General features: G+C 67.1%; 24 protein-coding genes. 12 read left to right on the forward strand and 12 right to left on the reverse strand.

Annotated features, from left to right (window positions below; translation table 11 throughout):
• Positions 1-18: 18 nt before the first annotated feature.
• The gene (locus APT59_RS21815; RefSeq protein ID WP_059316759.1) at positions 19-1,473 is read left to right on the forward strand and encodes an alanine/glycine:cation symporter family protein; all 1,455 of its coding nucleotides are present in this window, start codon (positions 19-21) and stop codon (positions 1,471-1,473) included.
• A gap of 162 nt (positions 1,474-1,635) precedes the next feature.
• The gene (locus APT59_RS21820; RefSeq protein WP_059316760.1) at positions 1,636-2,619 is read left to right on the forward strand and encodes an asparaginase; all 984 of its coding nucleotides are present in this window, start codon (positions 1,636-1,638) and stop codon (positions 2,617-2,619) included.
• Positions 2,620-3,218: 599 nt separating this feature from the next.
• Here the strand turns inward: APT59_RS21820 and APT59_RS21825 are convergent.
• Positions 3,219-4,121, reverse strand: a complete 903-nt coding sequence (locus APT59_RS21825) for a D-hexose-6-phosphate mutarotase (RefSeq protein ID WP_059316761.1) — start codon at positions 4,119-4,121, stop codon at positions 3,219-3,221.
• Between the two features lie 169 nt (positions 4,122-4,290).
• Between APT59_RS21825 and ampC the strand changes: the two genes are divergently transcribed.
• The gene (ampC, locus tag APT59_RS21830; RefSeq protein ID WP_059316762.1) at positions 4,291-5,451 is read left to right on the forward strand and encodes a class C beta-lactamase; all 1,161 of its coding nucleotides are present in this window, start codon (positions 4,291-4,293) and stop codon (positions 5,449-5,451) included.
• A 202-nt stretch (positions 5,452-5,653) separates the two neighbouring features.
• Here the strand turns inward: ampC and APT59_RS21835 are convergent, their stop codons facing one another.
• The 4 genes from APT59_RS21835 to APT59_RS21850 all read right to left on the reverse strand — a co-directional run bounded on the left by APT59_RS21835 (position 5,654) and on the right by APT59_RS21850 (position 10,876).
• The gene (locus tag APT59_RS21835; protein WP_059316763.1) at positions 5,654-7,324 is read right to left on the reverse strand and encodes a Na/Pi cotransporter family protein; all 1,671 of its coding nucleotides are present in this window, start codon (positions 7,322-7,324) and stop codon (positions 5,654-5,656) included.
• A 164-nt stretch (positions 7,325-7,488) separates the two neighbouring features.
• On the reverse strand, positions 7,489-8,241 hold the full coding sequence (locus APT59_RS21840) for a TerC family protein (protein WP_059316764.1): 753 nt from the start codon (positions 8,239-8,241) through the stop codon (positions 7,489-7,491).
• A 116-nt stretch (positions 8,242-8,357) separates the two neighbouring features.
• Complete coding sequence (locus APT59_RS21845; RefSeq protein ID WP_059316765.1) at positions 8,358-9,692, reverse strand: CitMHS family transporter; 1,335 nt, start codon at positions 9,690-9,692, stop codon at positions 8,358-8,360.
• A 266-nt stretch (positions 9,693-9,958) separates the two neighbouring features.
• Entirely contained in the window at positions 9,959-10,876 is a 918-nt protein-coding gene (locus tag APT59_RS21850) for a LysR family transcriptional regulator (protein ID WP_059316766.1), read from the reverse strand.
• Positions 10,877-10,976: 100 nt separating this feature from the next.
• On the opposite strand from APT59_RS21850, the gene APT59_RS21855 reads away from it, so the two are divergent.
• Positions 10,977-11,729, forward strand: coding sequence for an SDR family oxidoreductase (locus tag APT59_RS21855; protein ID WP_059316767.1), 753 nt, complete (start codon positions 10,977-10,979; stop codon positions 11,727-11,729).
• A gap of 75 nt (positions 11,730-11,804) precedes the next feature.
• On the opposite strand, the gene APT59_RS21860 is transcribed toward APT59_RS21855, so the two are convergent.
• Entirely contained in the window at positions 11,805-12,707 is a 903-nt protein-coding gene (locus tag APT59_RS21860; RefSeq protein ID WP_059316768.1) for a homocysteine S-methyltransferase family protein, read from the reverse strand.
• 101 nt (positions 12,708-12,808) lie between these two features.
• Here APT59_RS21860 and APT59_RS21865 point away from each other — a divergent pair, with 101 nt between their 5' ends.
• The 5 genes from APT59_RS21865 (at position 12,809) to APT59_RS21885 (ending at position 18,333) form a co-directional block, all read left to right on the forward strand.
• Positions 12,809-13,636 carry an ABC transporter substrate-binding protein gene (locus APT59_RS21865; RefSeq protein WP_059316769.1) on the forward strand — a complete coding sequence of 276 codons (828 nt, stop codon included), beginning with the start codon at positions 12,809-12,811 and terminating at the stop codon, positions 13,634-13,636.
• A complete protein-coding gene (locus APT59_RS21870; RefSeq protein ID WP_059316770.1) occupies positions 13,633-14,439 on the forward strand; it encodes an amino acid ABC transporter permease in 807 nt (268 codons plus the stop codon). Before APT59_RS21865 ends, APT59_RS21870 begins: the two co-directional genes overlap by 4 nt.
• A gap of 136 nt (positions 14,440-14,575) precedes the next feature.
• Positions 14,576-15,466, forward strand: a complete 891-nt coding sequence (locus APT59_RS21875) for an SH3 domain-containing protein (protein WP_059316771.1) — start codon at positions 14,576-14,578, stop codon at positions 15,464-15,466.
• Positions 15,467-15,478: 12 nt separating this feature from the next.
• On the forward strand, positions 15,479-17,326 hold the full coding sequence (locus APT59_RS21880) for a hypothetical protein (RefSeq protein WP_059316772.1): 1,848 nt from the start codon (positions 15,479-15,481) through the stop codon (positions 17,324-17,326).
• Positions 17,326-18,333, forward strand: a complete 1,008-nt coding sequence (locus tag APT59_RS21885) for a hypothetical protein (protein WP_059316773.1) — start codon at positions 17,326-17,328, stop codon at positions 18,331-18,333. The genes APT59_RS21880 and APT59_RS21885 overlap by 1 nt, the downstream gene beginning before the upstream one ends.
• Positions 18,334-18,342: 9 nt before the next feature.
• Here the strand turns inward: APT59_RS21885 and APT59_RS21890 are convergent, their stop codons facing one another.
• Complete coding sequence (locus tag APT59_RS21890; protein ID WP_059316774.1) at positions 18,343-19,758, reverse strand: PLP-dependent aminotransferase family protein; 1,416 nt, start codon at positions 19,756-19,758, stop codon at positions 18,343-18,345.
• An 89-nt stretch (positions 19,759-19,847) separates the two neighbouring features.
• Here APT59_RS21890 and APT59_RS21895 point away from each other — a divergent pair, with 89 nt between their 5' ends.
• From APT59_RS21895 to APT59_RS21905, 3 genes are read left to right on the forward strand one after another with little or no spacing between them, the layout of a single operon-like run.
• A complete protein-coding gene (locus tag APT59_RS21895; protein ID WP_059316775.1) occupies positions 19,848-20,480 on the forward strand; it encodes an FMN-binding negative transcriptional regulator in 633 nt (210 codons plus the stop codon).
• Positions 20,481-20,494: 14 nt separating this feature from the next.
• A complete protein-coding gene (locus APT59_RS21900) occupies positions 20,495-20,944 on the forward strand; it encodes a GNAT family N-acetyltransferase (protein WP_059316776.1) in 450 nt (149 codons plus the stop codon).
• Entirely contained in the window at positions 20,941-21,612 is a 672-nt protein-coding gene (locus tag APT59_RS21905) for a GNAT family N-acetyltransferase (RefSeq protein WP_059316777.1), read from the forward strand. Before APT59_RS21900 ends, APT59_RS21905 begins: the two co-directional genes overlap by 4 nt.
• A 4-nt stretch (positions 21,613-21,616) precedes the next feature.
• Here the strand turns inward: APT59_RS21905 and APT59_RS21910 are convergent, their stop codons facing one another.
• The 5 genes from APT59_RS21910 to APT59_RS21930 all read right to left on the reverse strand — a co-directional run bounded on the left by APT59_RS21910 (position 21,617) and on the right by APT59_RS21930 (position 25,468).
• Positions 21,617-22,051, reverse strand: coding sequence for a CBS domain-containing protein (locus tag APT59_RS21910; RefSeq protein ID WP_059316778.1), 435 nt, complete (start codon positions 22,049-22,051; stop codon positions 21,617-21,619).
• 66 nt (positions 22,052-22,117) lie between these two features.
• Entirely contained in the window at positions 22,118-22,963 is an 846-nt protein-coding gene (locus tag APT59_RS21915) for a metal ABC transporter permease (RefSeq protein WP_059316779.1), read from the reverse strand.
• On the reverse strand, positions 22,963-23,817 hold the full coding sequence (locus APT59_RS21920) for a metal ABC transporter permease (protein ID WP_156428985.1): 855 nt from the start codon (positions 23,815-23,817) through the stop codon (positions 22,963-22,965). Before APT59_RS21920 ends, APT59_RS21915 begins: the two co-directional genes overlap by 1 nt.
• Positions 23,817-24,578, reverse strand: coding sequence for a metal ABC transporter ATP-binding protein (locus APT59_RS21925; protein WP_059316781.1), 762 nt, complete (start codon positions 24,576-24,578; stop codon positions 23,817-23,819). The genes APT59_RS21920 and APT59_RS21925 overlap by 1 nt, the downstream gene beginning before the upstream one ends.
• Positions 24,575-25,468, reverse strand: coding sequence for a metal ABC transporter substrate-binding protein (locus APT59_RS21930; protein ID WP_059316782.1), 894 nt, complete (start codon positions 25,466-25,468; stop codon positions 24,575-24,577). Before APT59_RS21930 ends, APT59_RS21925 begins: the two co-directional genes overlap by 4 nt.
• Between the last annotated feature and the right edge of the window lie 96 nt (positions 25,469-25,564).

Raw genomic sequence — 25,564 nt, forward strand, 5'->3', positions numbered from 1 at the left:
CATGCTCGAGGATTCTTCATGCACTACCTAGAAATGCTCAATGACTTCCTGTCCGGCCACGTACTCATCGTGCTGATCGTCGGCCTGGGCAGCTATTTCACCCTGCGCTCGCGATTCGTGCAGGTGCGTCATTTCCCACACATGTTCACCGTGTTCAAGGATTCCCTGCGCAACAGCGGCGACGGCCTGAGCTCCTTCCAGGCACTGATGCTCAGCCTGGCCGGTCGCGTGGGTGCCGGCAACATCGCCGGCGTAGGCCTGGCCGTGACCCTGGGTGGCCCCGGTGCCGTGTTCTGGATGTGGGTGACCGCCCTGGTCGGCATGGCCAGCAGCTTCTTCGAGTGCACCCTGGCGCAGGTCTACAAGCGCGCCGATGGCGATGGCCTCTACATCGGTGGTCCGGCGTACTACATCCAGCACGGCCTCAACAAGCGCTGGATGGCGCTGATCTTCTCTGGCCTGCTGCTGGTGACCTACGGCTTCGCCTTCGTCGGCCTGCAGTCCTTCACCGTGACCCACTCGCTGGAAAACGCCTTCGGCCTGCCGGTGCAGTACACCGGGATCGCCCTGGCCATCCTGCTGGGCCTGGTGTTCATCGGTGGTATCAAGCGCATCGCCGCGGTCTCCGACATCCTGGTGCCGGTCAAGACCCTGGCCTACATCGCCGTCACCCTCTATGTGATCATCACCCAGATCGAGCTGGTGCCCGGCACCCTGATGACCATCGTCAAGAGCGCCTTCGGCCTGGAGCCGGCCTTCGCCGGTCTGCTGGGCGCCGCCATCACCATGGGCGTCAAGCGGGGCGTCTTCGCCAACGAAGCCGGCCTGGGCGCCGCGCCCAACGTCGCCGCCGTGGCCGCGGTCAAGCACCCGGCCGCCCAGGGCGTGGTGCAGGCCTTCAGCGTCTTCCTCGACACCTTCGTCATCTGCACCTGTACCGCGCTGCTGATCCTGCTCTCCGGCTTCTATGCCCCGGGCTTCGACGGCGACGGCATCGTGCTGACCCAGAACTCCCTGGCCGCGGTGGTCGGTGACTGGGGTCGCATCTTCATCAGCGTCGCCCTGTCGCTGTTCGTCTTCACCTGCATCCTCTACAACATCTACCTGGGTGAAAACGGCCTGCGCTACCTGCTCGGCCGCGGCAAGGCCGTGCTGCTCGGCTATCGCGGCCTGGTGCTGGTGCTGATCTGCTGGGGCTCCATGCAGAACCTGACCACGGTGTTCGCCTTCGCCGACATCACCATGACCTGCCTGGCCTTCGTCAACCTGATCGCCCTGGCGATGCTGATCAAGGTCGGCATGCGCATCCTCAACGACTACGACGCCCAGCGCCGCGCCGGTGTCGATCAGCCGGTGTTTGATGCCGACCAGTTCCGCGACCTGGACTTGGATCGCCAGGCCTGGCCGTCGCTGGATCGTCTGGAAGACACCGTCGCCGAAGCCCGCGCCGCCCAGCCGCGCCAGGCGCACTGACCGCCGCAGCGGTCACGTTGGGCTTCGCTACGCTCAACCCAACCTACGGGTGACGTAGGTTGGGTTGAGGCGGCTCCATCGCCGAAGCCCAACGGCCCCGAACCATGATTCGCTTGTCTGCCCCCACCTCGCGTGGGGGCAGTCTTATCAGGAAGTCCCCCCATGACCTCACCCTACCTGCACATCCTCTACACCGGCGGCACCATCGGCATGCAGGCGACCGCTGCCGGCCTGGCTCCGGCCGCCGGGTTCGAGGCGCGTATCGAAGCCCTGCTGGCCAGCCGTCCGGAACTGGGCGATCCGGCCTGGCGCCTGGAGGAACTGCTGCCGCTGATCGACAGCGCCAACATGGCCCCCGCCGCCTGGGAGCGCATGGCCCAGGCCATCATCACCGCCGCCGCGGACCCGGCCTGTCGCGGCGTACTGGTACTGCACGGTACCGATACCCTGGCCTACAGCGCCGCCGCCCTGGCCTTCCGCCTGCTGGGCCTGGCCATCCCGGTACTGCTGACCGGGTCCATGCTGCCGGCCGGCGTGCCGGACAGCGATGCCGATGGCAACCTGGCCGACAGCTTCGCCGCCTTCGCCGGCGGGCTGGCGCCGGGCGTCCAGGTGCAATTCCATGAAGAGCGTCTACCCGCCGCACGCTGCACCAAGCAGGCCAGCAGCGGCTGGAAGGCCTTCGTGGCAAGCGCACGGCCGCGCAGCGGCGACGCCTTGGTCGTCCCGCCTGCGGCCCTGCGCTTCGACCAGCCGCGCCAGGCGGTACGGGTAGCGGTGCTGCCGCTGTTTCCGGGGGTCGATGGCGCCACCCTGCGCGGTCTGGCGGGCAGCGGCGTGCAGGGGCTGGTACTGGAGTGCTACGGCAGTGGCACGGGGCCGGCCGACGACGCCGACTTCCTCGCCGCACTGGCCGAACTGCGCAATGCCGGGATACCGGTGGTCGCCCTCAGTCAGGGTGCCCGCGGCACGGTAGAACTGGGCACCTACGCCGCCGGCAGCGGCCTGGCCGACGCCGGGGTGATCTCCGGCCGCGGCATGACTCGTGAAGCCGCTCTGGGCAAGCTGCACAGCCTGCTCGGCTGCGGCCTGGAGCGCGCGGCGGTGGCCGAGTGGATCGGGCGGAATCTGTGCGAGGAGCTGTAAGCGTCGGCTAGGTGCCGGCTGCTCCCTCACCCCGGCCCTCTCCCAGGGGAGAGGGGGCGTTTGGGTAGGCTGCGTACTGGCCCTGCGGCTGTCGATCCGACACCTCGGGAGCTTGAATACGTAGGTTGGGCTGAGGCGACTCTTTCGCCGAAGCCCGACAGCGCGCGCTCGACCTGGGCCGCGTTGGGCTTCGCTCACGCTCAGCCCAACCTACGCCACCGCGGCCTGGATCGCGCGGCGGTGGCCGAGTGGATCGGGCGGAATCTGTGCGAGGAGCTGTAAGCGTCGGCCAGGTGCCGGCTGCTCCCTCACCCCGGCCCTCTCCCAGGGGGAGAGGGGGCGTTTGGGTAGGCTGCGTGCTGGCCCTGCGGCTGTCGATCCGACACCTCGGGGGCTTGAAGACGTAGGTTGGGCTGAGGCGACTCTTTCGCCGAAGCCCGACAGCGCGCGCTCGACCTGGGCCGCGTTGGGCTCCGCTCACGCTCAGCCCAACCTACGCCTGACAACCTCAGGCACCCCGCACCAAACTCCCCCTGAGCGCCCCCTCTCCCTCCGGGAGAGGGTCGGGGTGAGGGCTACCCCGGACGTCTGAACAACCCCTACAGCGCCTCGCGCCATAGGCTAACCGCCATCTCGGCCGAGGCACCCGGCGCTACGGTCAGGACATCGTCCATCACCCGGGCGGTCTCGATGCACAGCATGCCGGGCCAGGCGTCGTCGGCGAACTGGCTCAGGCGCGCGGCCTTGTCGATCCAGGGATTCCACAGCACGGCCGAATGGCTGTTGCGCGTCTCGACGAACAGTCGGCGCTGCCACTGCTGATCACGGATCGCCAGGCGCGCCGGCAGGCCGACGTAGACCCGATCGGTCTCGGCGGTGATGGTCGGCTCGCCGTTCTGCCGCTTGCGGGTCCAGCCGTCCAGGCAGTCGTAGTAATCGGCATTGGCCAGGCCTTCGATACCCACCTCGCGCACGTCGCTCACGGCGAAATAGGTGTGCAGCGCCTGGCTCAGCACCAGCGGGTGATCCTCGAGGTTGCGCACGCTCAGGGTCAGCTCCAGGCGTTCGCCCACGCTCAGGCTCAGGGTCAGCTCGGTGGCATGGGGCCAGCCCGGGGTAGTCTCGGCGGAGGTGCGGTGGTGGAAGTCCAGGCGCACCCGATCGGTGTCCACTTCAACGCCACCGGCCTGCCAGGCTACCTGACGGGCCAGGCCGTGGGCCGGGGCGTCCTCGGTGGTGGTGCACATGGCCTGGACCTCGGCCGGATTCTTCAGCAGGTCGCCGAACCAGGGCCAGCAGACCGGGATGCCGCCACGGATCGGCGTACCGGGCTCGAATACGGCTTCCGGGTTGCCCCAGACGATGTCCGGTTCGCCGTCGAAACCGTAGCGCAGCACATGGGCGCCCTGGCAGGCCACCAGGGCTTCGGCCTGACCGACGCGGATACGCCAGACGGGCAATTGGCCCAGTTGGATCTGTTCGACGAGGGGGGCAGCGGACATGGGATGACTCCTGGAAAAGGTGAGAGGCGACTGTAGTCCAGTCGAGGACCGGGCTCCAGCCAGCCATGGACAGCGTCGGCGGCAAAATCTTGCGGCGTTGCCCGGTTCTCATGTCCGCAGGCCAGGCTCGGCTAGACTCCAGGCCCCTTACCTCAGGAAATGTCTGGCCATGTCGGGTATCCCTCGCGCTCACCGCTCTTGTGGCCTCCTCCTGGGGCTGGCATTGCCGATCCTCGCCCAGGCCGCGCCCAGCCTCGACGACGAGGTACGCACCGCCGCCCGCGCGGTAATGGCCGAGCAGGACGTCCCCGGCCTGGCGATAGGTGTCAGCGCGCCAGGGCTGCGCCGGCTCTACTACTTCGGCGTGGCCGACCGCCGCAGTAGCCAGCCGGTGGACGCCGCCACCCTGTTCGAGATTGGCTCCCTGAGCAAGACCTACACCGCCACCCTCGGCGCCTACGCGGCGGCGACCGGTCGCCTGCGGCTGGACGAGTCCGCCGCTCAGGTCCGTCCGGCCCTGGCCGGCAGCGCCATTGGCCAGGCCAGCCTGCTGCAACTGGCCACCTACAGCGCCGGCGGACTGCCCCTGCAGTTTCCCAACGCCATCACCACCGAAGCCCAGGCGACAGGCTTCTATCGCGACTTCCAGCCGCCCTTCCCCGCTGGCAGCCGCCGTCTCTATTCCAATCCCAGTATCGGCCTGTTCGGCGCCCTGGCCGCCCAGCGCCTCGATGAACCCTTCGCCACCGCCCTGCAGCGCCACGTACTGAATCCCTTGGAGCTCGGTCACACCTATCTGCAGGTGCCGGCAGCGGCGCAGGACCATTACGCCTGGGGCCACGGCAAGAAAGGCGAGCCGCTGCGGGTCAATCCCGGCGTCTATGCCGAAGAGGCCTATGGCATCAAGACCACCGCCGGGGATCTGCTGGGTTTCATCGAGGCCAACCTGAATCCTGGCCGGCTGCCGGCACCTCTGGCCAAGGCGATCACCACCACCCAGCAGGGCTACTACCGCAGCGGCCCCATGACCCAGGGCCTGGCGTGGGAGGCCTACCCCTATCCGCTACCCAAGACCCAGCTGCTGGCCGGCAATACCCCGGCGATGGCGCTGGAGCCGCAGCCGGTGGATTGGCAATGGCCACCGCTACCAGCGAGCGGCGCCCGGTTGCTGAACAAGACCGGCTCCACCAACGGCTTCGGCGCCTATGCGCTGTTCATCCCGGAGCGCCAGCTCGGCCTGGTGATCCTGGCCAACCGCAACTACCCGAATTCCGCGCGGATCGAGGCGGCCTGGCGGATCTTGCAGAAGCTCGATGGCGGGGTGCCGTAAGCGAACCTGTTATCGCGGCCATGGGCCGCTCCTACAGAATCGTCGAGCCTGTAGGAGCGGCCCATGGCGGCGATAGGCCGGAACGTCGTAGGAGTGGCCGCATCGGCGAACCGCCATGGCCATGATGGTTCTGAGCAACTATGCCTCGTAGGGTGGATGACGGCGCAGCCTCATCCACGAATCCCCGCGTCAAACCGCAACCTCAAACCCCGCCCGACTCCTCGCGCCCCTCCACCGGCACCTCGTGCTCGGTGGCGTAGCCGGCGTCGGCCGCTTCCAGCACGCCGTGGGCGATGCTGCAGAACAGCGAATTGACCCGGCGCATGTCGCTGAGCAGGCCCAGGTGCAGGGAGCTGGTCTCGAAGCTCTCCACCACCTGCTGGTGCAGCCGCTCGACGTGGGCATGGGCATAGCGCCGCTCCAGCAGGCGGAAGCGCTGCTTGAGCCGACGCAGGCGGCGCGCCGCGTCCAGGTCGCCGGAGAGATAGACCGACAGGCACAGCTTGAGGCTGTCGACCAGCAACCGGTGCAGGGCGGTGAGTTCGTCCACGCCGGAGGCCGAGAAGGACCGCCGCGCAGCGATCTTCTTGCTCTCCACGTCACTGGCCATGCGCTCGATCAGGTCGGCGGCCTGCTCCAGGTTGATCGCCAGTTCGATGGTCTCGGCCCAGCGCCGGCTGTCGCGCTCGTCGAGGTCGTCGCGCGGCATCCGCGCCAGGTACAGCTTGATCGCCGTGTAGAGGGCGTCGACATCGTCATCGAGGCGGCGCACCTCGCGGGCCAGCTGCTTGTCGCCCGCGTTGATCAGCACCAGCAGGTGCTGCAGCATCTGCTCGATGACGTCGCCCATGCGCAACAGCTCGCGAGAGGCATTGGTCAGCGCCAGGGCCGGGGTATCCAGGGCGGCGGTGTCCAGGTGACGTGGCCGCAGAATGGTCTCGGCACTGTCCTTCGCCGGCAGCATGGCGGTGCAAAAGCGCGCCAGGGGGCCGGCCAGCGGTAGGAACAGCAGGCAGCGCACCAGGTTGTAGGCGACGTGGAAGCCGATCACCACCTCGGCGTCGTTGAAGTCATAGCCCTGCAGCCAGTCGGCCAGCAGACCGATCCAGGGCAGCACCAGGATGCAGCCGGCCAGCTTGAACAACAGGCTGCCCACCGCCACCCGCCGCGCCTCGACGCCCTGCTTGGCGGCGCCCATCAGCGCCAGCACACCGCTGCCCAGGTTGGCGCCTACCACCAGGCACAGCGCCACCTTGAGCGAGATGACTCCCGAGCCGGCCAGGGTGGCGGTGAGCAGTACCGCCGCCAGGCTGGAATAGGAGACCATGGCGAAGACCGCGCCGGTCAGGGCGTCGAGCAACTGGTCGCCGGTCAGCGAAGAGAACAGCACCTTGACCCCGGCCGCATGGGTCATGGGCGACGCCGCTTCGACGATCAGCTGCAGCGCCAGGATGATCAGGCCCAGGCCGATGGCGACCCGACCGAGCTGGCCGGCGCGGGTCTGCTTGCGGCCGAGAAAGAACACCACGCCAAGAAAGATCAGCAGCGGCGACAGCCAGGACAGGTCGAAGGTCAGCACCCGCGCCATCAGCGCGGTGCCCACGTCGGCGCCCAGCATGATGGCCAGCGCCGGGGTGAGCGGCACCAGGCCCTGAGCGACGAAGGAAGTCACCAGCAACGCGGTGGCGTTGCTGCTCTGCACCAGGGCGGTGACGGCGATACCGGAAAGAAAGGCCAGCGGCGTGCGCTGCATGCTGCGACTGAGCACCCGGCGCAGGCTGGCGCCGTATACCCGCAGGATGCCGGTACGGACGATATGGGTGCCCCAGACCAGCAGGGACACGGCGGATAGCAGATTGAGCAGTGTCAGCATCGTGGCGCCCTCCCGGCGCGTGTCCAAGAGCTCCTGACGAGCTTGTCACAAAATCGTAATGACCGTTCTGCACAGACGCACGAGCCCGAAGGCAGGGCACCTTCGGGCTCGTGGGGACTTGCTGGATTAGGCGGCGGAGACCCGGTCGGGTTCCGCCGCTGGGCTCAGATCTGCTCTTTGCGCAGCTTGACCGCTTCGCGGGCCTTGGCCTTGCCGCGCAGGCGGATGTTGATGGCTTCCACCGCCAGCGAGAAGGCCATGGCGAAGTAGACGTAGCCCTTGGGCACGTGGACCTCGAAGGCCTCGGCGATGAGCACGGTCCCGACCACGATCAGGAAGGACAGCGCCAGCATTTTCAGGCTCGGGTGCTTGTCGATGAAATTGCTGATGGCGCCGGCCGCCAGCATCATCACCAGCACCGCGACGATGATCGCCGCCACCATGACCGGTACGTGGCTGACCATGCCGACCGCGGTGATCACCGAATCCAGCGAGAAGACGATGTCGATGATGGCGATCTGGATGATGGTACCGATGAAGCCGCTGCCCTTCTTCTGGGGGGCGTCCTCGTCCTGCTCTTCCTCGCCTTCCAGGCCGTGGTAGATCTCGGCGCTGCTCTTCCACAGCAGGAACAGGCCGCCGAAGAAGAGGATGAGGTCACGCCCGGAGATGCCCTGGCCAAAGACGAAGAACAGGTCGGCGGTGAGGCGCATCACCCAGGTGATGGACAAGAGCAGCAGGATGCGGGTGACCATGGCTAGGGCCAGGCCGAAGAAGCGGGTCCGTGCCTGCATGTGCTTGGGCATGCGGCTGACCAGGATGGAGATCATGATGATGTTGTCGATGCCGAGGACGATCTCCAGGGCAGTCAGGGTAAAGAAGGCGACCCAGATTTCCGGGTTGGTCAGCCAGTCCATTGCAAATCCTCTTTTAGCTGAGACGCGCTCGGGCGCGCGCTCCAATGGAAAAGGCGCGTCAGGCGACGCGCCATTTTCGAACAGCCGGCAAGGCTAGTCGTACATTTGGTAAAACTCTAGCGGCTGTACAGCGGAAACACACCCAGTAACAAAGCACCGCCCAGCAGGAACATGCAGGTCACGGTCGCCCATTTCAGGGTGAAGCGCTGATGGTCGCCGAACTCCACCTTGGCCAGGCCCACCAGCAGGTAGGTCGAGGGCACCAGGGGGCTGAGCAGGTGCACGGGCTGACCGACGATGGAGGCCCGGGCGATCTCCACCGGACTGATGCCATAGGCCGCGGCGGCCTCGGCCAGCACCGGCAGTACGCCGAAGTAGAAGGCGTCATTGGAGATGAAGAAGGTGAACGGCAGGCTGACCAGGGCGGTGATCACCGCCATGTACGGACCCAGGGCGTCCGGGATTATCGCCAGCAGGCCCTTGGACATGGCGTCGACCATACCGGTACCCGAAAGGATGCCGGTGAAGATGCCCGCGGCGAAGATCAACGAGACCACTGCCAGCACGTTTTCGGCATGGGCGGCGATGCGCTGCTTCTGCATGTTCAGGCAACGGTAGTTGACGGTCATGGCGATGCCGAAGGCGATCATGAACAGCACCGGCATCGGCAGCACGCCAACGATCAGCGCGGCCATCAGCGCCAGGGTCAGCAGGCCGTTGAACCAGCGCAGGTGCGGGCGGCGGGCCTCGGCGCACTGGGAGACGGTGACGTCGGCGCCTTCGGTCTCGCCGATCTGCAGGATGCCCAGGCGCGCGCGCTCGCTGCGGCCATAGAGGTAGGCGAGGAAGAACAGCCAGGCGATCGCCAGCAGCATGGGCGCGATCATGGGCACGAAGACGTCGGCCGGATCCACGTGCAGGGCACTGGCGGCGCGGGCGGTCGGACCACCCCAGGGGGTCAGGTTCATCACGCCACTGGAGAGCAGCATCAGGCAGGTCATGATCAGCGGATTCATGCCCAGGCGCTTGTACAGCGGGAACATGGCCGCCACGCAGATCATGTAGGTGGTCGAGCCGTCGCCATCCAGGGAGACCACCAGGGTCAGGAAGACGGTGCCCATGGCCACCTTGAGCGGATCGCCCTTGACCAGCTTGAGGATCCAGCGCACCGCCGGGTCGAACAGACCGGTGTCGATCATCACGGCGAAGTAGAGGATCGCGAACAGCAGCATCACGCCGGTGGGCGCCAGCTTGCGGATGCCGTCGAGCATCATCGGGCCGAGGGCGTCGAGCTTGACGCTGCCGAGGCTGGCGAATTCGCTGGACAGCGCCCAGGCCAGCACGGCGAAGGCGATGGGCACCATGGTCAGGGCGATCAGCGGAGACAGGCGCTTGGTCATGATCAGGTACATGAAGGTCATGACCATGGCGAAGCCGAGGAAAGTCAGCATGGGAATACCTCTGAATTTTCGCGAAGAGAAGGAGGGTTCAGCCGCGGCGCAGCGGCGCGGAGAGGGCGAAAATCCAGGGGAGACGGGCGCGCGGGGACGCCTGGAGGGACAGATACGACATGGCAAGAATCCTGGTTATTTTTGTAGGCACGTCGCCCGCTCACGGGGGCGGGTCTTGAGCGGATCCTAAGAGGTCAACCTTTCGCCAGCCTTGCGTGGCGAAAGGCGGATGTTGCGGGATGTCACGAAGCCGACACGGAGGGGTGCTAACTGCCCCGCTGCCATTCCGGAGCGCTCAGGTGCTCGACGAAGAAGTCGAGCAGGACCTGAATCTTGGTGGGCCGGCTGCGCGCCGAGGGCGTCACGAAATAGAGGCCGCCACGGGTCAGGTGCCAGTCCGGTAGCAAATGCACCAGCCGGCCATCGGCCAGGTAGTCGTTGGCGATGAATTCCGGCAACTCGGCGATGGCCATGCCTTCCAGCAGGACCGGCAGCAGGGCCTCGGAATTGGTGACGCGCAGGGGGCCGCGGGGCAGCACGCTTTCCTCGCGGCCATCGTCCCCGCTGAAGCGCCACACCTGGCTGCGCGCCCGGTAGGCGTAGCTCAGGCAGGCATGTTCGGTCAGCTCCTGCGGATGTCTTGGGCGACCGTGGCGCTCGACATAGGCTGGCGCCGCCACCAGCCGCTGACTGACCGCGCAGAGACGCCGGGCGACCAGCGAGGAGTCGGGCAAGGCGGCGATGCGCAGGGCGGCGTCGAAGCCCTCCGCCACCAGATCCACGGTGGCATCGGACAGGTGCAGATCCACCGTGAGCTGGGGATAGCGACGTAGCAGCTCAGGCAGCAGCGGCGCGACCCAGCGCAGGCCGAAGGCCATGGGCACCGCCAGCCGCACCTGGCCGCGCGGCTGCACGGCGCGGTCCTGGGCGGCGCTTTCGGTCGCCTCCGCCTGCCGGTAGAGATCGCCGGCCTGGGTGGCCAGCTCGTGGCCGAATTCGGTCAGCGCCAGCTGCCGCGAGGTGCGATTGAACAGCCGTCCACCCAGGCGCTCTTCCAGGCGCGTCACCGCTCGCGACACCGTGGCCACCGACACCCCCAATACCCGCGCCGCGGCGGCGAAGGAGCCCTCCTCGGCGACCTTGGCGAACATCGCCAAGCCTTCGAAATCCGGCAATCTGCTCATTTCATTCCTGCAACGATGACTTGCCAATCATTCTATTTTGCAGAAAAGCCAGGGTCGATAGGCTGACTCCACCTGATCACAACCACTCGGAGATTCAGCCATGACCCTCAAGCTCGCAGACAAGATCGCCCTCGTCACCGGCGCAACCAGCGGCATCGGCCTGGCCGCCGCCAAACTCTTCGCCCAGCAGGGCGCCCATGTCATTCTCACCGGCCGGCGGCAGGCCGAACTGGATGCCGCAGTCGCCGAGGTCGGCAACGCCACCGGCATCGCCGTGGACTCCTCGCGCCTGGACCAGCTCGATGCCCTCTATGCGCGCATCCGCCGCGAGCACGGACGCCTCGACGTGCTCTACGTCAACGCCGGGGGTGGCAGCATGCTGCCCCTCGCCGAGGTGACCGAAGCCCACTACGACGACACCTTCGATCGCAACGTGAAGGGAGTACTGTTTACCGTGCAGAAGGCCCTGCCGCTGCTGGCGGACCATGCCTCGGTGATCCTGGCCGGCTCCACCGCCGCCACTACCGGCACCCCGGCCTTCAGCGTCTATGGCGCCTCCAAGGCTGCCGTGCGCGCCTTCGCCCGCAACTGGATCTTGGAGCTGCAGGGGCGCGGCATTCGTATCAATACCCTGAGTCCGGGCGCGACTCGCACCCCGGGCCTGGTGGAACTGGCCGGTCCGGATGCCGCCCAGCAGCAGGGCCTGCTGGACCACCTGGCCACCCAGATACCCCTGGGCCGCGTCGGCGAGCCGGAAGAGATCGCCAAGGTCGCCCTCTTCCTGGCTTCCAGCGACTCCAGCTTCGTCAACGGCGCCGAGCTGTTCGCCGACGGCGGCCAGGCGCAGATTTGAATAGCACCTTGCAGCAAGAAAAAAGCGGACAGCGCTCGGGGCGCGGTCCGCTTTTTTACTGACTGAACGCGGGCGTCAGCCGCGCAGTCGCTGGTCGAGCACGGCGATGTGCTCCGGGCCGATGCCGCAGCAGCCGCCGATCAGGCTCGCCCCGCGTGCCTGCCAGTCCTGGGCGAAGCTCAGATAGCCGGGCGGGTCCAGGTCCGGGCGCAGGGGGTCGAGGCCGTCGTTGGCGGTAGCCTCTTCCGGCTGGGGTGGAAAGGCATTGGCATAGGCGCCGAAGGGAATCTCGACACCCGCCGTGGCGAACGTCGCCCGCGCGGTATCCAGCGCCGCGGCCATCACCTCGGGCTGGCTGCAATTGAACAGCAGCGCCCCGGCGCCCAACTCCACGGCCAGTTGCGCCGCCTCGGCCACCGGTTCGCCGGATCTCAGGCGCGGTACCTCGTCGACGTCTTCGTCCTTCAGGGTAAAGGACAGCCACAGCGGCTTGCCGTCATCCGGCAGCCCGGCGGCGATGGCGCGCACCTCGGCCAGGGAACTCTGGGTTTCCGCCAGCCAGAGATCGACATGGGGCGCCAGTCCGCGAATCAGCGGCTGCAGCACCTCGTCCACCCGTGTCGGCTCGAACAGGTCGGGGCGATAGGAGCCGAACAGCGGTGGCAAGGAGCCCGCTACCCGCACCGGTCGCCCGCTGGCCACCACGGCCTGCCGCGCCAGCTGGCCGGCTCGTGCCGCCAGGGCCTCGCCTTCGGCGGCGAAGCGCGCCTCGCCGATATGGAAGGGCACCACCGCATAGCTGTTGCTGGTGATCACCTGGGCGCCCGCCTCGATATAGGCGCGGTGTACCGCTTCCACCTGCTCCGGCGCCTCGCTCAGCGCCAGGGCCGACCATTCCGGCTGGCGAAAAGGCGCACCGCGTCGCTGCAGTTCGCGTCCCATGCCACCATCGAGAAGAACAAGATTCATGTTGGCCATATAGCTATTTCACTTTTCCTTATAACCAAAACAGAGTTCAATATCGGTTCTCATATCTCTCTAATACCAGGCCCTCTTTCCCTTTGCAAAGGACGCCCTCCATGAGAACCGCTCTGCTATCGGCCCTCGGCCTGACCCTGGCGCTGGTCGCCACCTCGGCCTCGGCCGGCGCCACCCTCGACCGCATCAAGGCCAAGGGCGAGCTGGTCAATGTGCTCATGGAGAGCTATCCGCCGTTCTCCCAACTCAATGCCCAGAACCAGCTGGAAGGCTTCGACGTCGACGTGGCCAAGGCGGTGGCCGACAAGCTGGGCGTCAAGCTGCGCCTGGAAACCCCCTCCTGGGACGTGATCGCCGCCGGCCGCTGGAGCGGTCGCTACGACGTCTGCATCTGCTCCATGACGCCCAGCCAGGCACGCGCCCAGGTGTTCGACTTCCCGGTCAACTACTACGCCTCGCCGGCAGTGATCGTGGTCAACGCCGGTGACGACCGCATCCACGGTGCCAAGGACCTCTCCGGCAAGAAGGTCGGCGTCACCAGCGCCTCCTCCTACGAAAGCTATCTGAACAAGGACCTGACCATCGAAGGCCAGGAAGACCAGCCGCTGAGCTACCCCTTCGACCAGGTGCAGGTGGTGCCCTTCCCCGACGACAACGTCGCCTTCCAGGACCTGGGCCTGGGCCTGGGCGCCGGCAAGCGGCTGGACGCGGTGCTGACCAACCTGGTGACCGCCCAGCCGCGCCTCGCTCAGGACAGCAAGTTCAAGCTGGCCGGCGCACCCCTCTATGCCGAGCCCAACGCCGTGGCCATCGAGAAGGGTGACCCGGAATTCGCCGCCAAGCTGCACGAGATCATCGAGGGGCTGCGCCAGGATGGCACCCTGAAGCGGATCTCCGACAAGTGGATCGGTGCCGACATCAGCCAATGAATGACCAAGCGCCCCCGGCCCAGCGCCGCGCTCTGCTGAGCTTTCGTACCCGTGTCTGGCTGACCTGGCTGGCGCTGCTGGCCGGGGGCGTGTTCTTCGTGCTCGGTTTCGACCTGAAATTCGCCACCGTCTGGCCGCGCCTGCCCAATCTGGTGGGTTGGCGCCTGGGCCCCAACGGCTTCCTGCAGGGCGCGGCCCTGACGCTGTTCCTCAGCCTCAGCTCCATCCTGGTGTCGGTGCTGCTCGGCTTCGCCGCGGCCCTGGCGCGGCTGTCGTCCAGCGCCCTGGCCTATGGCGTGGCGACCTTCTACGCCTCCTTCTTTCGCGGCACCCCGCTGCTGATCCAGATCCTCCTGATCTACCTGGGCCTGCCGCAGATCGGCGTGGTGCCCGGCGCCATCAGCGCCGGCATCCTCGCCCTGTCACTGAACTACGGCGCCTACCTGAGCGAGATCTTTCGCGCCGGCCTGCTTGGCGTTCCCGCCGGTCAGCGCGAGGCGGCCCTGGCCCTGGGTCTGTCGCCCCGGGTGATCTTCTGGCGCGTCACCCTGCCCCAGGCCATGCGCAGCATCATCCCGCCGACCACCAGCCAGTTCATCTCCATGCTCAAGGACTCCTCCCTGGTCTCGGTGATGGGTGTCTGGGAGGTGATGTTCCTCGCCCAGTCCTATGGCCGCTCCAGCTATCGCTATCTGGAAATGCTCACCACCGCCGCAGTGCTCTACTGGCTGATGTCCCTGGCCATGGAGTTCATGCAGTCGCGCCTGGAACGGCATTATGGGAAGGCGTATCGGGGGCGTTAGAGCCTTTCGCTACGCCTTCTAGGCCATGCTAGCCCTTTGATGCCAAACCCGCTTTCAGTGAATCAGGTCACAACATCTCTGGAGCAAGCCTCTACCATTCCCTCCTCCTAAATTTTCGCTTCGGAAAGGACTCGTTATGAAGCCTCGTTATCGCCTTGCCGTTCTCTGCCTCGGTGGCAGCCTCGCCGTCACCGGCTGCTCCAACATGTCGCAGAACGAATGGCTCAACCAGGAAAACGTCGGCACCGTGGTCGGTGCGGCGGCCGGCATCCTCATCGGCAGCCAGATCGGTGGTGGCAGTGGCCGTACCGCCGCCATGCTGGCCGGCGCCCTCGCCGGTGGCGCCCTGGGCAAGACCCTGGGCGCCAAACTCGACCAGCGTGATCGCGAGGCCCTGGCCGTGCAGACACAAAAGGCACTGGAGCACGCCCAGGATGGTCAGGTGACGACATGGACCTCCGACCACAGCGGCGCTACGGCCCGCATCGTGCCGGTGGCAACCGAGACCGAAGCCCGCCAGGTGGCGGTCAAGCGCACGCCCAAGGTGCAGAAGGTCGAGCAGTTGACCCTGCTCAACAAGCCCTATCAGTCGATCAAATCGGCCAATCTACGCGCTGCACCCAACGACAATGCCGCCAAGGTCGGCGGACTGCCCACGGGTACGCGCTTCACTGCCCTGGGCCGTACCGGCAACGACTGGATCGCGGTGGGCCGCAAGGGCGTGACCATCGGCTATGTCTACGCGCCCCTGGTGACTCCGGCGACGGCTGCCACGCTGGCGACCGCTGGCAAGACCAAGGCTCAACCGGCACCTGCGGTGGATCTGGACACCCTGGACGTGGCCAGCGCCAAGCAGCAGGGCGTGGACCTCGACGCCGCCGATCTCGATGCCGCGCCGGTGCAGGACAAGGTCGCCGCCAAGACCACCTGCCGCACCCTGAACTACAGCCTGAGCCAGGACGGTCAGCAGGATCAGCAGACCACCAAGGCCTGCCAGGCCGCTGACGGTGCCTGGGAACTGATCTAAGGAAGGATGACCATGAAACCCACCCTGCTGGCCCTAACGCTGCTGGCCACGGCCACGGCTGCCCAGGCCGAAAGCACTCGCCTCGCCTATTCCAAGGCCGAAGACGTCGAGGTCTTCGTCGATCACCCTGCAACCGCCTGGTGCGCCCCCGACCTAGCGCTGCGCTTCGTCTATGGCAAGCCTGCCGAGGCCGTGGCCATCGAACGCCTGATGCCCAAGATCGGCGCATTGCTCGGCAAGCAGTGCGACCAGGCCGAACGCCTGACCTGGACGGCGACCGGTACCACCGACGCCCGGCTGAACGGCACGGCCACCAAGGCCACGGCCTGGACCGCGCAGGTACAGAATCCGGCTGCCGTCGCCGCAGCTCCTGCTCCGGCCGCCGTCGAGCTGCCCAAGGCGGCGCCTGAGACGGCCAGGCCCGCCACTCCCCCGGTAGTCCCAGAGGCACCGGCACCCGCAGCTCCGCCGGCCCCGGTCGCCGAATCGGCACCGGCCGCGCCGGCCAAGGTCGAGCCTGCACCTGCACCTGCACCTGCACCTGCACCTGTGGCAGCCAAGGAGCCTGCCGGTCAGATCGCCACCGATTTCGATGTCGCCGGCTGGCGCCCGGGCGATGGCGAAGCCGAACTGGCCAAGAGCGACTTCATCACCACCCTCAAGGACAGCCAGGGCTGTGCCTTCCGCGTCCCCTTCAAGGCCGAGGAAGACAGCCGCTACCTGCAGGTTCGCTCCAGCGGTATCCGTTGCGAGAACGGCCTGGCCCAGGGCGAGGGTGAACTCGCCTTGGAGCGGAGCGATGGCAAGCAATTGCAGCGCTGGAAGGGTTTCTTCCTCAATGGTCTGCCGCTGGACAAGCCCTTGCCGCCGCTGCGCTTTGTCGGCTTCGATAGCCAGAAGCAAGCTCTATTCCTGCTGGCCAGCGATCCGGTGACTGCCAGCTACAGCCTGCTGCGTCTCGGCTACAGCTATCGCGGCCAGTGGTCGATCAGCAGTCCGGATGTACTGTTCGTGACCGGCAACAGCGAACAATTCCGTCAGCTCGACCAGATCCGTCCCATCATTTCCAAGACACAGCAACAGCTCGACGCGCTGGGTACGATGGTCCCGCACTTCACCTTCCTGGCCGTGCGCGACTTCACCAAGGGTATCTTTCCCCGTCCCTGGAACAGCAACGAATCCAGCCAGGACTTCTGGCTGTATCGCGTCAATGTCGACCGCAACTGGCGCAGCAAGGCCTGGCAGTTCAGTCCCGAGCAGGCCACCAACTACCTGTTCATGTGGGATGAGAAGCAGGCACGCCAACGCGAGCAGGCCGCACGCGAGCGTGAGCGCGAAGCCCAGCAGGCACGGATGCAGCAGGCGTTCCGTGCCCGTGATCAACTCGCCACCTACGAGCGCCTGACCCAGGAAGCGCGCAGCAATCCACAGGCGCTGCTGGCTCGCCAGGTCAACGACGTGCGCTATACCCCAGGCGGCGGTGGTGGCTATGCCGCCCTGGTCGGGGGCGAGACCCGACCGGTACGCCTGATCGCCAGGGTCACCAGGACGAATAGCGACGGCTGGACCCTCGACTATCCCTATCCGATTCAGGCGCAGGTACCGGCCGGCATCCCGGCCAAGACCGGCTGGTATGTCCTGAGCGGCACCCTGCAGCTCGATCCGAAGGCGCGTGACGCCGACGACCTGCCCCTGACGCACCTGACGGCCAAGGTCGTGCAGCCCTGCACCAGCGAAGGCTGCAGCGACCTGCGCGATCCCCTGGCGCTGGCACGGGTGCAATTCGAGGACCCCGCCTGGACCCCCGAGGCGGCCCGTCAACAGCTCAAGGATGCCGGTCTCGGCGAGGAGCGCTTCTGATGAAACGGACTCTCAACGTCAAACTCTTGGCCGGTGCGGCACTGGTCGTGGTGGTCGGGGGCTATTTCGGTCTCAAGGCCTACGCCGCTCATGTCGCTGATGGACGTCTGCGCGACTGGCTGTTCGAACACCGCCTGCAGGACAAGATCAGCTGGCAGTCGCTGTCCTCCTCACCGCTGGGCGGCACGATCAAGCTGCACGAGGTGCGCATCAGCGATGGTCCGAGCATCGCCCAGCTGACCCTCTCCGACCTCAAGGACGAACCCGCCCACCGCCGGGCCGATGTCCAGTTCGAAGGCGTGGCTTTTCCGCCAGACGCCAAGGGGCGCTCGACGGCGCTGCACCTGCCCCTGGTTGGCGGTCTGCTGCTCGCCAGCGGACGTGCAGAACTGGCGCCCTTTTCCGGCCGGCTGAAATGGAACGTCGAGGATGAGCTGGCGGACATCGGCCTGACCCTGGACCTGCCGGAGCTGCTGGACGTGGATGCGAGCCTGTCACTGGCTCAGGTCCGCCGCCTGGCCGAAGACCTGAGTGATATGGCCGAAAATGGCCAGCAGGTTGGCCAGCGCGGTCTGCTGTCATCCTTCGGCATACTGGGCAAGCTGCAGCAGAGCGCGCAACGCGCCGAGCTCAAGGGCTTGCAGGTGGATGTCACGGATCAGGGCTACTTCAAGCGCAGCCTGGCCTTGACCCGTCGCTATCTGCCGCTCGACCCTACTGCGGGCGACTTCGACAAGCAGCGTGACCGGGCCCTGGCCGCCGCGCACCAGCAGCAGCGCGATGACTGCCTGCAGGACTTCCAGAACCTGGGCACGCGCGGCAAGGATCTCTGCAAGGGTCTGGTCGATCTGGCCTCTGGCGAAGAAGACGGTCTGCGGGTAAGCCTTGCGCCCAAGGAACGTGTGCGTCTGAGCGACACCCTGGAAGTCGCGCTGACCGCGGCCCTGGATCCCGCTGGCGCCGCTGGTCTGCTGGACCGCCTCAACCTGGAGTCGAAAAGCCTCTGACGGCAGCGCTCAGGTCCAGGCCCCCCGCAGCCTGGCCAGCGCCTCGACGATCCGCGCCTCCGGCACCGCCGCGAAGCCCAGCACCAGTCCGGCGCGGGCGTCGGGCGGGGTCGAGCCTTCGGGCAGCCAGTAACGCGACAGGGCATTGAGCTCTACCCCAACCGCGGCGGCCTGGGCTACCAGCTCGGCTTCGCGGGCGAGGCTGACGACCGGTAGGCACAGGTGCAGGCCAGCCACCGGCACGCCCGGCGTGGCGCAGCCGGCAACTTCGGGCCAGCCGGCCAGCAGGGCATCGCGGCGGCTACGCGCGGCGCGTCTCATGCGCCTGATGTGGCGCTGGAAATGGCCCTGTTCGATGAAATCGGCCATGACCGTCTGGGTGGCGCTGTCGAGATGGCGGATGCCGGCCCGTTGCAGCTCCAGCAGCGCCGGCACCAGCGCGGGCGGGGCCACCAGATAGCCCAGGCGCAGGCCGGGAAAGGCGATCTTGGAAAAGGTGCCGACATAGAGCACCCGGCCGTGACGATCCAACGCGGCCAGGGGTGCCAGGGGCGCGCCCTGGTAGCGGTATTCGCCGTCGTAGTCGTCCTCTACGATCCAGCCGTCGGCCTGCTGCGCCCAGTCCAGCAGCGCCAGGCGGCGCGGCAGGGACAGTACCGCGCCGGTGGGATACTGGTGCGACGGGGTGACATAGACCAGCCGGCAGTCCGGCAGCCCTGCCAGCTGCTCCACCACCAGCCCGGCCCCATCCACCGCGACTCCCTGCAATCGCGCGCCGCCACTCTGCAAGGCCAGGCCCGCGGCGCGATAGCCGGGATCCTCCATGGCCGCCCGGGCTCCGGGCGCCAGCAGCAACCGGGCGCAGAGTTCGATGGCCTGCTGGGCGCCGCTGGTGATGAGGATCTGCTCGGGTGCGCAGACCAGGCCCCGCGCCTGGCGCAGGTAGGCGCTCAGCAAGCGCCGCAGGCGTAGTTCGCCCCCGGGTTCGCGATAGCCGAGCAGGGCCGGCTCGGGCTGGCGCCAGAAACGCTGCTGCAGCCGCGCCCAGGTGGCGAAGGGAAACAGATCCACCGCAGGCAGACCGACGCGAAAGGCGCACGGCGCGCCGGGTGGCACGCTGGCTGGAGGCGCAGGCGTGGCCCTGACCGTGGTATCGGGAGCGGTCAGGACCTGGGTCACGGGCACGACATAGGTACCGTCGCCCGGGCGGCTGTCGAGAAAGCCCTCGGCCAGCAGCTGCTCGTAGGCCGCGGTCACGGTATTGCGCGACACGCCCAGCAGCCGCGCCAGTTCGCGACTGGCCGGCAGGCGCACCCCGGCGGCCAGCTCACCAGTCAGGATCCGCCCCCGCAGGCCCTGGTAAAGCTGGCGCGCCAGACCCTGGCCGGGCTCCAGCAACAGCCCCGACGGATCGAATCCCAGCATGGATTGGCACCCTGAAAGTTGCAGGAATTGGCTCTTACAGGGAGCCAAAGTCGACCTTAGCATGGCGAGACGTTGCTGGAGCCCTTGCCATGTACCCCAACCCCGCCTTCTGTTTCGATGACCTGCCCAGGCTGCACCAGCACCTGCGGGATCACGCCCTGGCGCTGCTGATCAGTCAGACCTCATCCGGTCCCCTGGTGAGCCATCTGCCGCTCTGGCTGGACCCCGACGAGGGCCCCCATGGCACCCTCTACGGCCATCTGGCGCGCAGCAATCCCCAGGCCCAGGCACTCGTCGCGGCGGGGCAGGTACTGGCGGTGTTCCAGGGTCCCCAGGCCTATGTCAGCCCGGCCTTCTATCCCGGCAAGGCCGAGCATGGCCGAGTGGTGCCGACCTGGAACTACCAGGCGGTGCACGCCCGTGGCAGCGTCGAGGTGTTCGATGATCCCGAGCGCCTGCTGCCTCTGCTTGAGCGCCTCACCGACCAGCACGAAGCCGGGCGCGCCCGGCCCTGGCAGGTTGCGGACGCGCCAGCGGATTATGTGCAGGGCATGCTGCGCGCCATCCGTGGTCTGCGCCTGCCGCTGGACAGCCTCCAGGGCATCGCCAAGCTCAGCCAGAATCGCACCGCTGCCGACCGTGAAGGCGTCCGCCAGGGTCTGGCCGCCAGCCCTGTACCCGGCGACCAGGCCCTGGCCGCCCTGATCACCCCTCCCACCTGATCTTGGAGCCACCCATGACCATCCGCCCCCTGAGCGAAGCCGATCATGCCGTCTGGCACGCGCTGTGGCAGGCCTACCTGGCCTTCTATGAAACCGTCCTGCCCGAAACCACCTATGCCCGCACCTGGGAGCGACTGCTCGATCCGAGCGAACCCGTCCATGGCGCCCTGGCCTGGGACGGCGAGCGGTCCCTGGGCTTGGTGCATTTCATCTATCACCCGTCCTGCTGGACCGAGACCGACTACTGCTACCTGCAGGATCTCTATGTCGCCGAAGGCCATCGCGGCGGCGGTCTGGGCCGCGCCCTGATCGAGCATGTCTATGCCCGTGCCGAAGCGGATGGCTGCGACCGGGTGCACTGGCTGACCCAGGAGACCAACCAGGCGGGACGCCAGCTCTATGATCGCATCGCCACTCGCTCGGGTTTCATCCAGTACCGCCACCTGCTGGGAGAAAGGCCATGACCACCCTCGACTGGACCCCGGCCCACCTGCCCCAGCCGCGCCTGCTGCAAGGCCACCATGTGCGCCTGGAACCCCTGGATCCAAAGCGCCACGGTGCCGATCTCTGGCAGGCCCTGCACGACCAGGATCCGGCCCTGTGGGACTATCTACCCTATGGGCCCTTCACCGAGCAGGCCGCCTTCGCCACCTGGCTGACGGGTCTCGCCGAGGGTCGCGATCCGCTGTTCTATGCCGTGGTGGATCCCCAGGACGGACGTGCTCTGGGTCAGCTCAGCCTGATGAGTATCGTCCCCGAACATGGCAGCATCGAGATTGGCCATGTCGCCTTTGGCGGACGTCTGCAGCGCACACCCCTGGCCACCGAGGCCTTTTACCTCCTGATGCAGGAGGCCTTCGCCCTGGGCTATCGCCGCCTGGAATGGAAGTGCGATGACGCCAATGCGCGCTCGAAGCGAGCCGCCGAGCGCCTGGGCTTCAGCCATGAAGGCCTGTTTCGCCAGCACCGGGTGGTCAAGGGCCGCAACCGCGACACCGCCTGGTTCAGCCTGCTGGATCACGAGTGGCCAGGTGTGGATGCTGGCTTCCGGCGCTGGCTGGCAGCAGAGAACTTCGATGCCGCAGGGCGCCAGCGGAGCGCCCTGGCCGTGACCGCCGGACATACCAGCTGAGGCATTACTCACCGCGGATGTAGCCCTCCAGATGGCGGATCAGCTCCGCCTGCTGCACAGTGGTCGCCTTGACCAGGTCGCCGATGGACAGCAGACCGATCAGCTTGCCGTTACCCATGACCGGCAGGTGGCGCAGGTGGTGGTCGGTCATCATCTGCATGCAGTCACCCACGGTCTGCTGCGGCAGCACGATGATGACCGCCTCGGTCATGATCTCGCTGACCGGCGTCGCATAGGAGGAGCGCCCCTCTAGTACCACCTTGCGTGCATAGTCGCGCTCGCTGACGATGCCCACCAGTTCGCCGTCGCGCATCACCGGCAGCGCCCCCACGTTCTTTTCCGCCATCAGCCGCAGGGCGTCGAGTACCCAGGCGTCCGGGGTGATGGTGTAGACGTCCTGCTGGGTCTTGAGGGCAAGCAACTGGGCGACGGTTTTCATTGTAGTTCTCCTGATGGAAGGCGAGCGTGACCGGAAACGCCTGGCAGGGCCGGTCAGCTGATTACATCAGGCCACTTGAACGCCCTTGTCGCCCGAACGACGTCGATCCCGCCACAGGCGCCATGTCAGGGCCAGCAGGAAGCCGGCCGTCAGCAGTACCACCATGGTCGGTGCCGGTGCGCTGTCCCAGACCAGGCTCAGGAGTACCCCGCCCAAGGCCGCCAGCACCGCCAGCGTCGTGGCTACCAGCAGCATCCAGCCAAAGGAGCGGGTCAACAGGAAGGCGGTGGCACCCGGGGCGATCAGCAGCGCCACCACCGGTACCATGCCCACTGCCTGCAGCGCGCCAACCACGGTCAGGGCGATGAGTCCGAGCAGGCCGTAGTGCAGCACATCCACCCGCAGGCCCAGCGCCCGTGCCTGGGCCGCATCGAAGGCCAGCACCAGCAGGTCGCGCCAGCGACAGGCCAGCGCCAGCAGCACTAGGGCTGCGATCACCGCCATCTGCCAGAAGGCCTCCGGGGTCACCCCCAGCAGATCGCCGAGCAGGATATGGTCCAGGTGCAGCTCCGTTGGCAGCCTGGCATGCAGCACCAGGCCCAGGCCAAACATGCCGGAGAAGACCACGCCCATCAGGGTGTCCTGCTTCACCCGGCTGTGGCGTTTGAGATAGCCGGTCGCCAGGGCGCAGCCCAGGCCCGCGACAAAGGCGCCGACGACCAGGGGCGCACCCAGCGCCGAGGCCAGCACCAGGCCGGGAAACACCGCATGGGCGATGGCGTCGCCCAGCAGCGCCCAGCCCTTGAGCACCAGAAAGCACGACAGCAGCGCCGTCGGGACTGCTACCAGCACGGCCATCAACAGCGCCTGGCGCATGAAGTCGACTTCCAGGGTCAGCCGCAACCAGTCCATCAGCTGGCCTCCGCGGTCCGCCGTGCCCGGCGCCGATTGGCCAGCAGACCATGGCGGGGTGCCAGGACGAAGGCCAGTAGGAAGATCAGCGTCTGCAGGACCACCACGCAGCCACCGGTGGCGCCGTCGAGGAAGTAGCTGAGATAGGTGCCCAGCAGGCCACTGCCGACACCGATGGCCACGCTGATCAGCACCACCCGCGAAAAGCGGTCACTGAGCAGATAGGCCGTCGCCCCCGGCGTCACCACCAGGGCGATGACCAGGAAGGCGCCCACCGTCTGCATGGCCGCTACCGTACTCAGCGCCAGCAGGGTAAAGAACAGCAGCTTGTAGCCGGTGGGATTGAGACCACAGGCGCGCGCCTGGCCCTCGTCGAAGAACACCAGCAGGAGGTCACGCCACTTGAGCACCAGCACCAGCAGGGAGACGGCGGCGATGATCAGCAGCTGGCGACTGGCCTCGGGGGTGATGGCCAGGATGTTGCCGAAGACGATGGTCTGGATGTCCACCGCCACCGGCGCCAGCGAGACCAGAAATAGCCCGCCGCCAAAGAAGGCGCTGAAGATCAGACCGATGATGACGTCTTCTTTCAGCCGGGTGTATTGCCGCAGCCCCAGCATGGCCCCGGCTGCCGCGCCGCCGGCGAGAAAGGCGCCCAGGGCCAGCGGCAGGCCGAGCAGATAGGCGCCAGCCACGCCTGGTACCACCGCGTGAGACAGGGCATCACCGATCAGCGACCAGCCCTTGAGCATCAGGTAGGCGGAGAGGAAGGCGCACAGTCCGCCCACCAGCGCCGCCGCCCCCAGGGCGCTTCTCATGTAGCCGTAGGCCAGCGGCTCCAGCAGCCCTTCCATCAGGCGCGCTCCCGCCGCAGAGGCTCTGGTCGGTCACTCTCGAACAGGCGCAGGGCGCCGCCAAAGGTGCGCTCCAGGTTTTCTCGGGTAAAGACCTCGGCCGTCGGCCCCTCGGCCAGCACGGTGCGATCGAGCAAGACGGTGCGATCGCAGAAGCGTTCGATGCTGGCCAGGTCATGGGTCGAGACCAGCATCGAGCGACCCTCGGCGCGCAGGGCCTGGAGCAGTTCGATAATGGCCCGCTCGGAGGTGGCATCCACCCCGGTGAAGGGTTCGTCCAGCAGGATCACCCGGCTGTCCTGGGCCAGGGCACGGGCCAGGAAGACGCGCTTCTTCTGGCCGCCGGAGAGTTCGCCGATCTGCCGCTTGCGCAGCTCGGTCAGCCCCACCCGCGCCAGGGCGGCGTCGACCGCCTGGTGGTCGGCCGCGCGCGCCAGCCGCAGGAAATTCATCCGGCCGTAGCGGCCCATGAGCACCACGTCCTCCACCCGTACCGGAAAGTCCCAGTCCACGTCTTCGCTCTGGGGTACGTAGGCGACGAGATTGCGCTTGAGCGCCTGAGCCACCGGCAGGTCATCGACCCGCACCTGGCCGGTGCGCAGGGATACGAAGCCCATGATCGCCTTGAACAGGGTGGACTTGCCGCTGCCATTGACCCCCACCAGGGCGGTGATGGACCCGCTGGGCACCGTCAGGCTGGCCTCGCGCAGGGCGGTGTGGCCATTGCGATAGGTCACGCTGACTCCGTCGAGGGCGATCATGGCGCCAGCCCCTGTACCAGGGTCTCGGTGGTCACTCGCAACAGGTCGAGATAGGTGGGCACCGGGCCGTCGGCGGCGCTCAGCGAATCCACGTAGAGCACCCCGCCATAGCGGGCGCCGCTCTCCCGCGCCACCTGCTCGGCCGGCGCGGCGGAAACGGTGCTCTCGCTGAAGACCGCCGGAATCCGCTCGGCGCGCACCGTCTCGATCACCCGGCGCACCTGCTGCGGCGTGCCCTGCTGGTCGGCATTGATCGGCCAGAGATAGAGCTCCTTCAGGCCCAGGTCACGCGCCAGATAGCTAAAGGCGCCCTCGCTCGATACCAGCCAGCGGCGCTCGGCGGGAATCGCCTGCAATTGCTGGCGCAAGGGGTCGAGGGTAGCGGTGATGCGCGCCTTGTAGGCGTCGGCATTACGCCGGTAGGTGTCGGCCTGGACCGGATCGTGCTCGACCAGGGCATCGCGAATGTTGTCGACGTAGATCAAGGCCGCCTGGGGTGACATCCAGGCATGGGGATTGGGCTTGCCGGCATAGGGCCCCTGGGCGATGACGATGGGCTCGATACCCTGGGAAACCACCGCGCGGGGCACGTCTTTCATGCGGCCGAAGAAGCGCTCGAACCAGACTTCCAGATTCAGGCCGTTCCACAGCACCAGCTGGGCGTCGCGCACCTTGAGCAGATCGCCTGGCGTGGGCTGGTAGTTGTGGATTTCGGCGCCGGGCTTGGTGATGGATTCCACCTGGGCGGCGTCACCCGCCACATTGCGCGCCATGTCGGCGATCACCGTGAAGGTGGTGACCACCTTGAAGGGTTCCGCCGCCTGGGCAGCGTTGCCCAGCAGCAGTCCCAACAGACCCGCCAGGGTCCAGCGTCGCGTCTTCTCTAGCATTCGGCCCGCCTCTCGGTGGTTTATAGCCTTGGCTAAATTAGATAGCACAACCTATCAAGCGTGCAGCGAGACTTTGTAACTTGAGATGAGGACGTT

It is taken from the genome of Pseudomonas oryzihabitans (genome assembly GCF_001518815.1).
Lineage (GTDB): Bacteria > Pseudomonadota > Gammaproteobacteria > Pseudomonadales > Pseudomonadaceae > Chryseomonas > Chryseomonas oryzihabitans_E.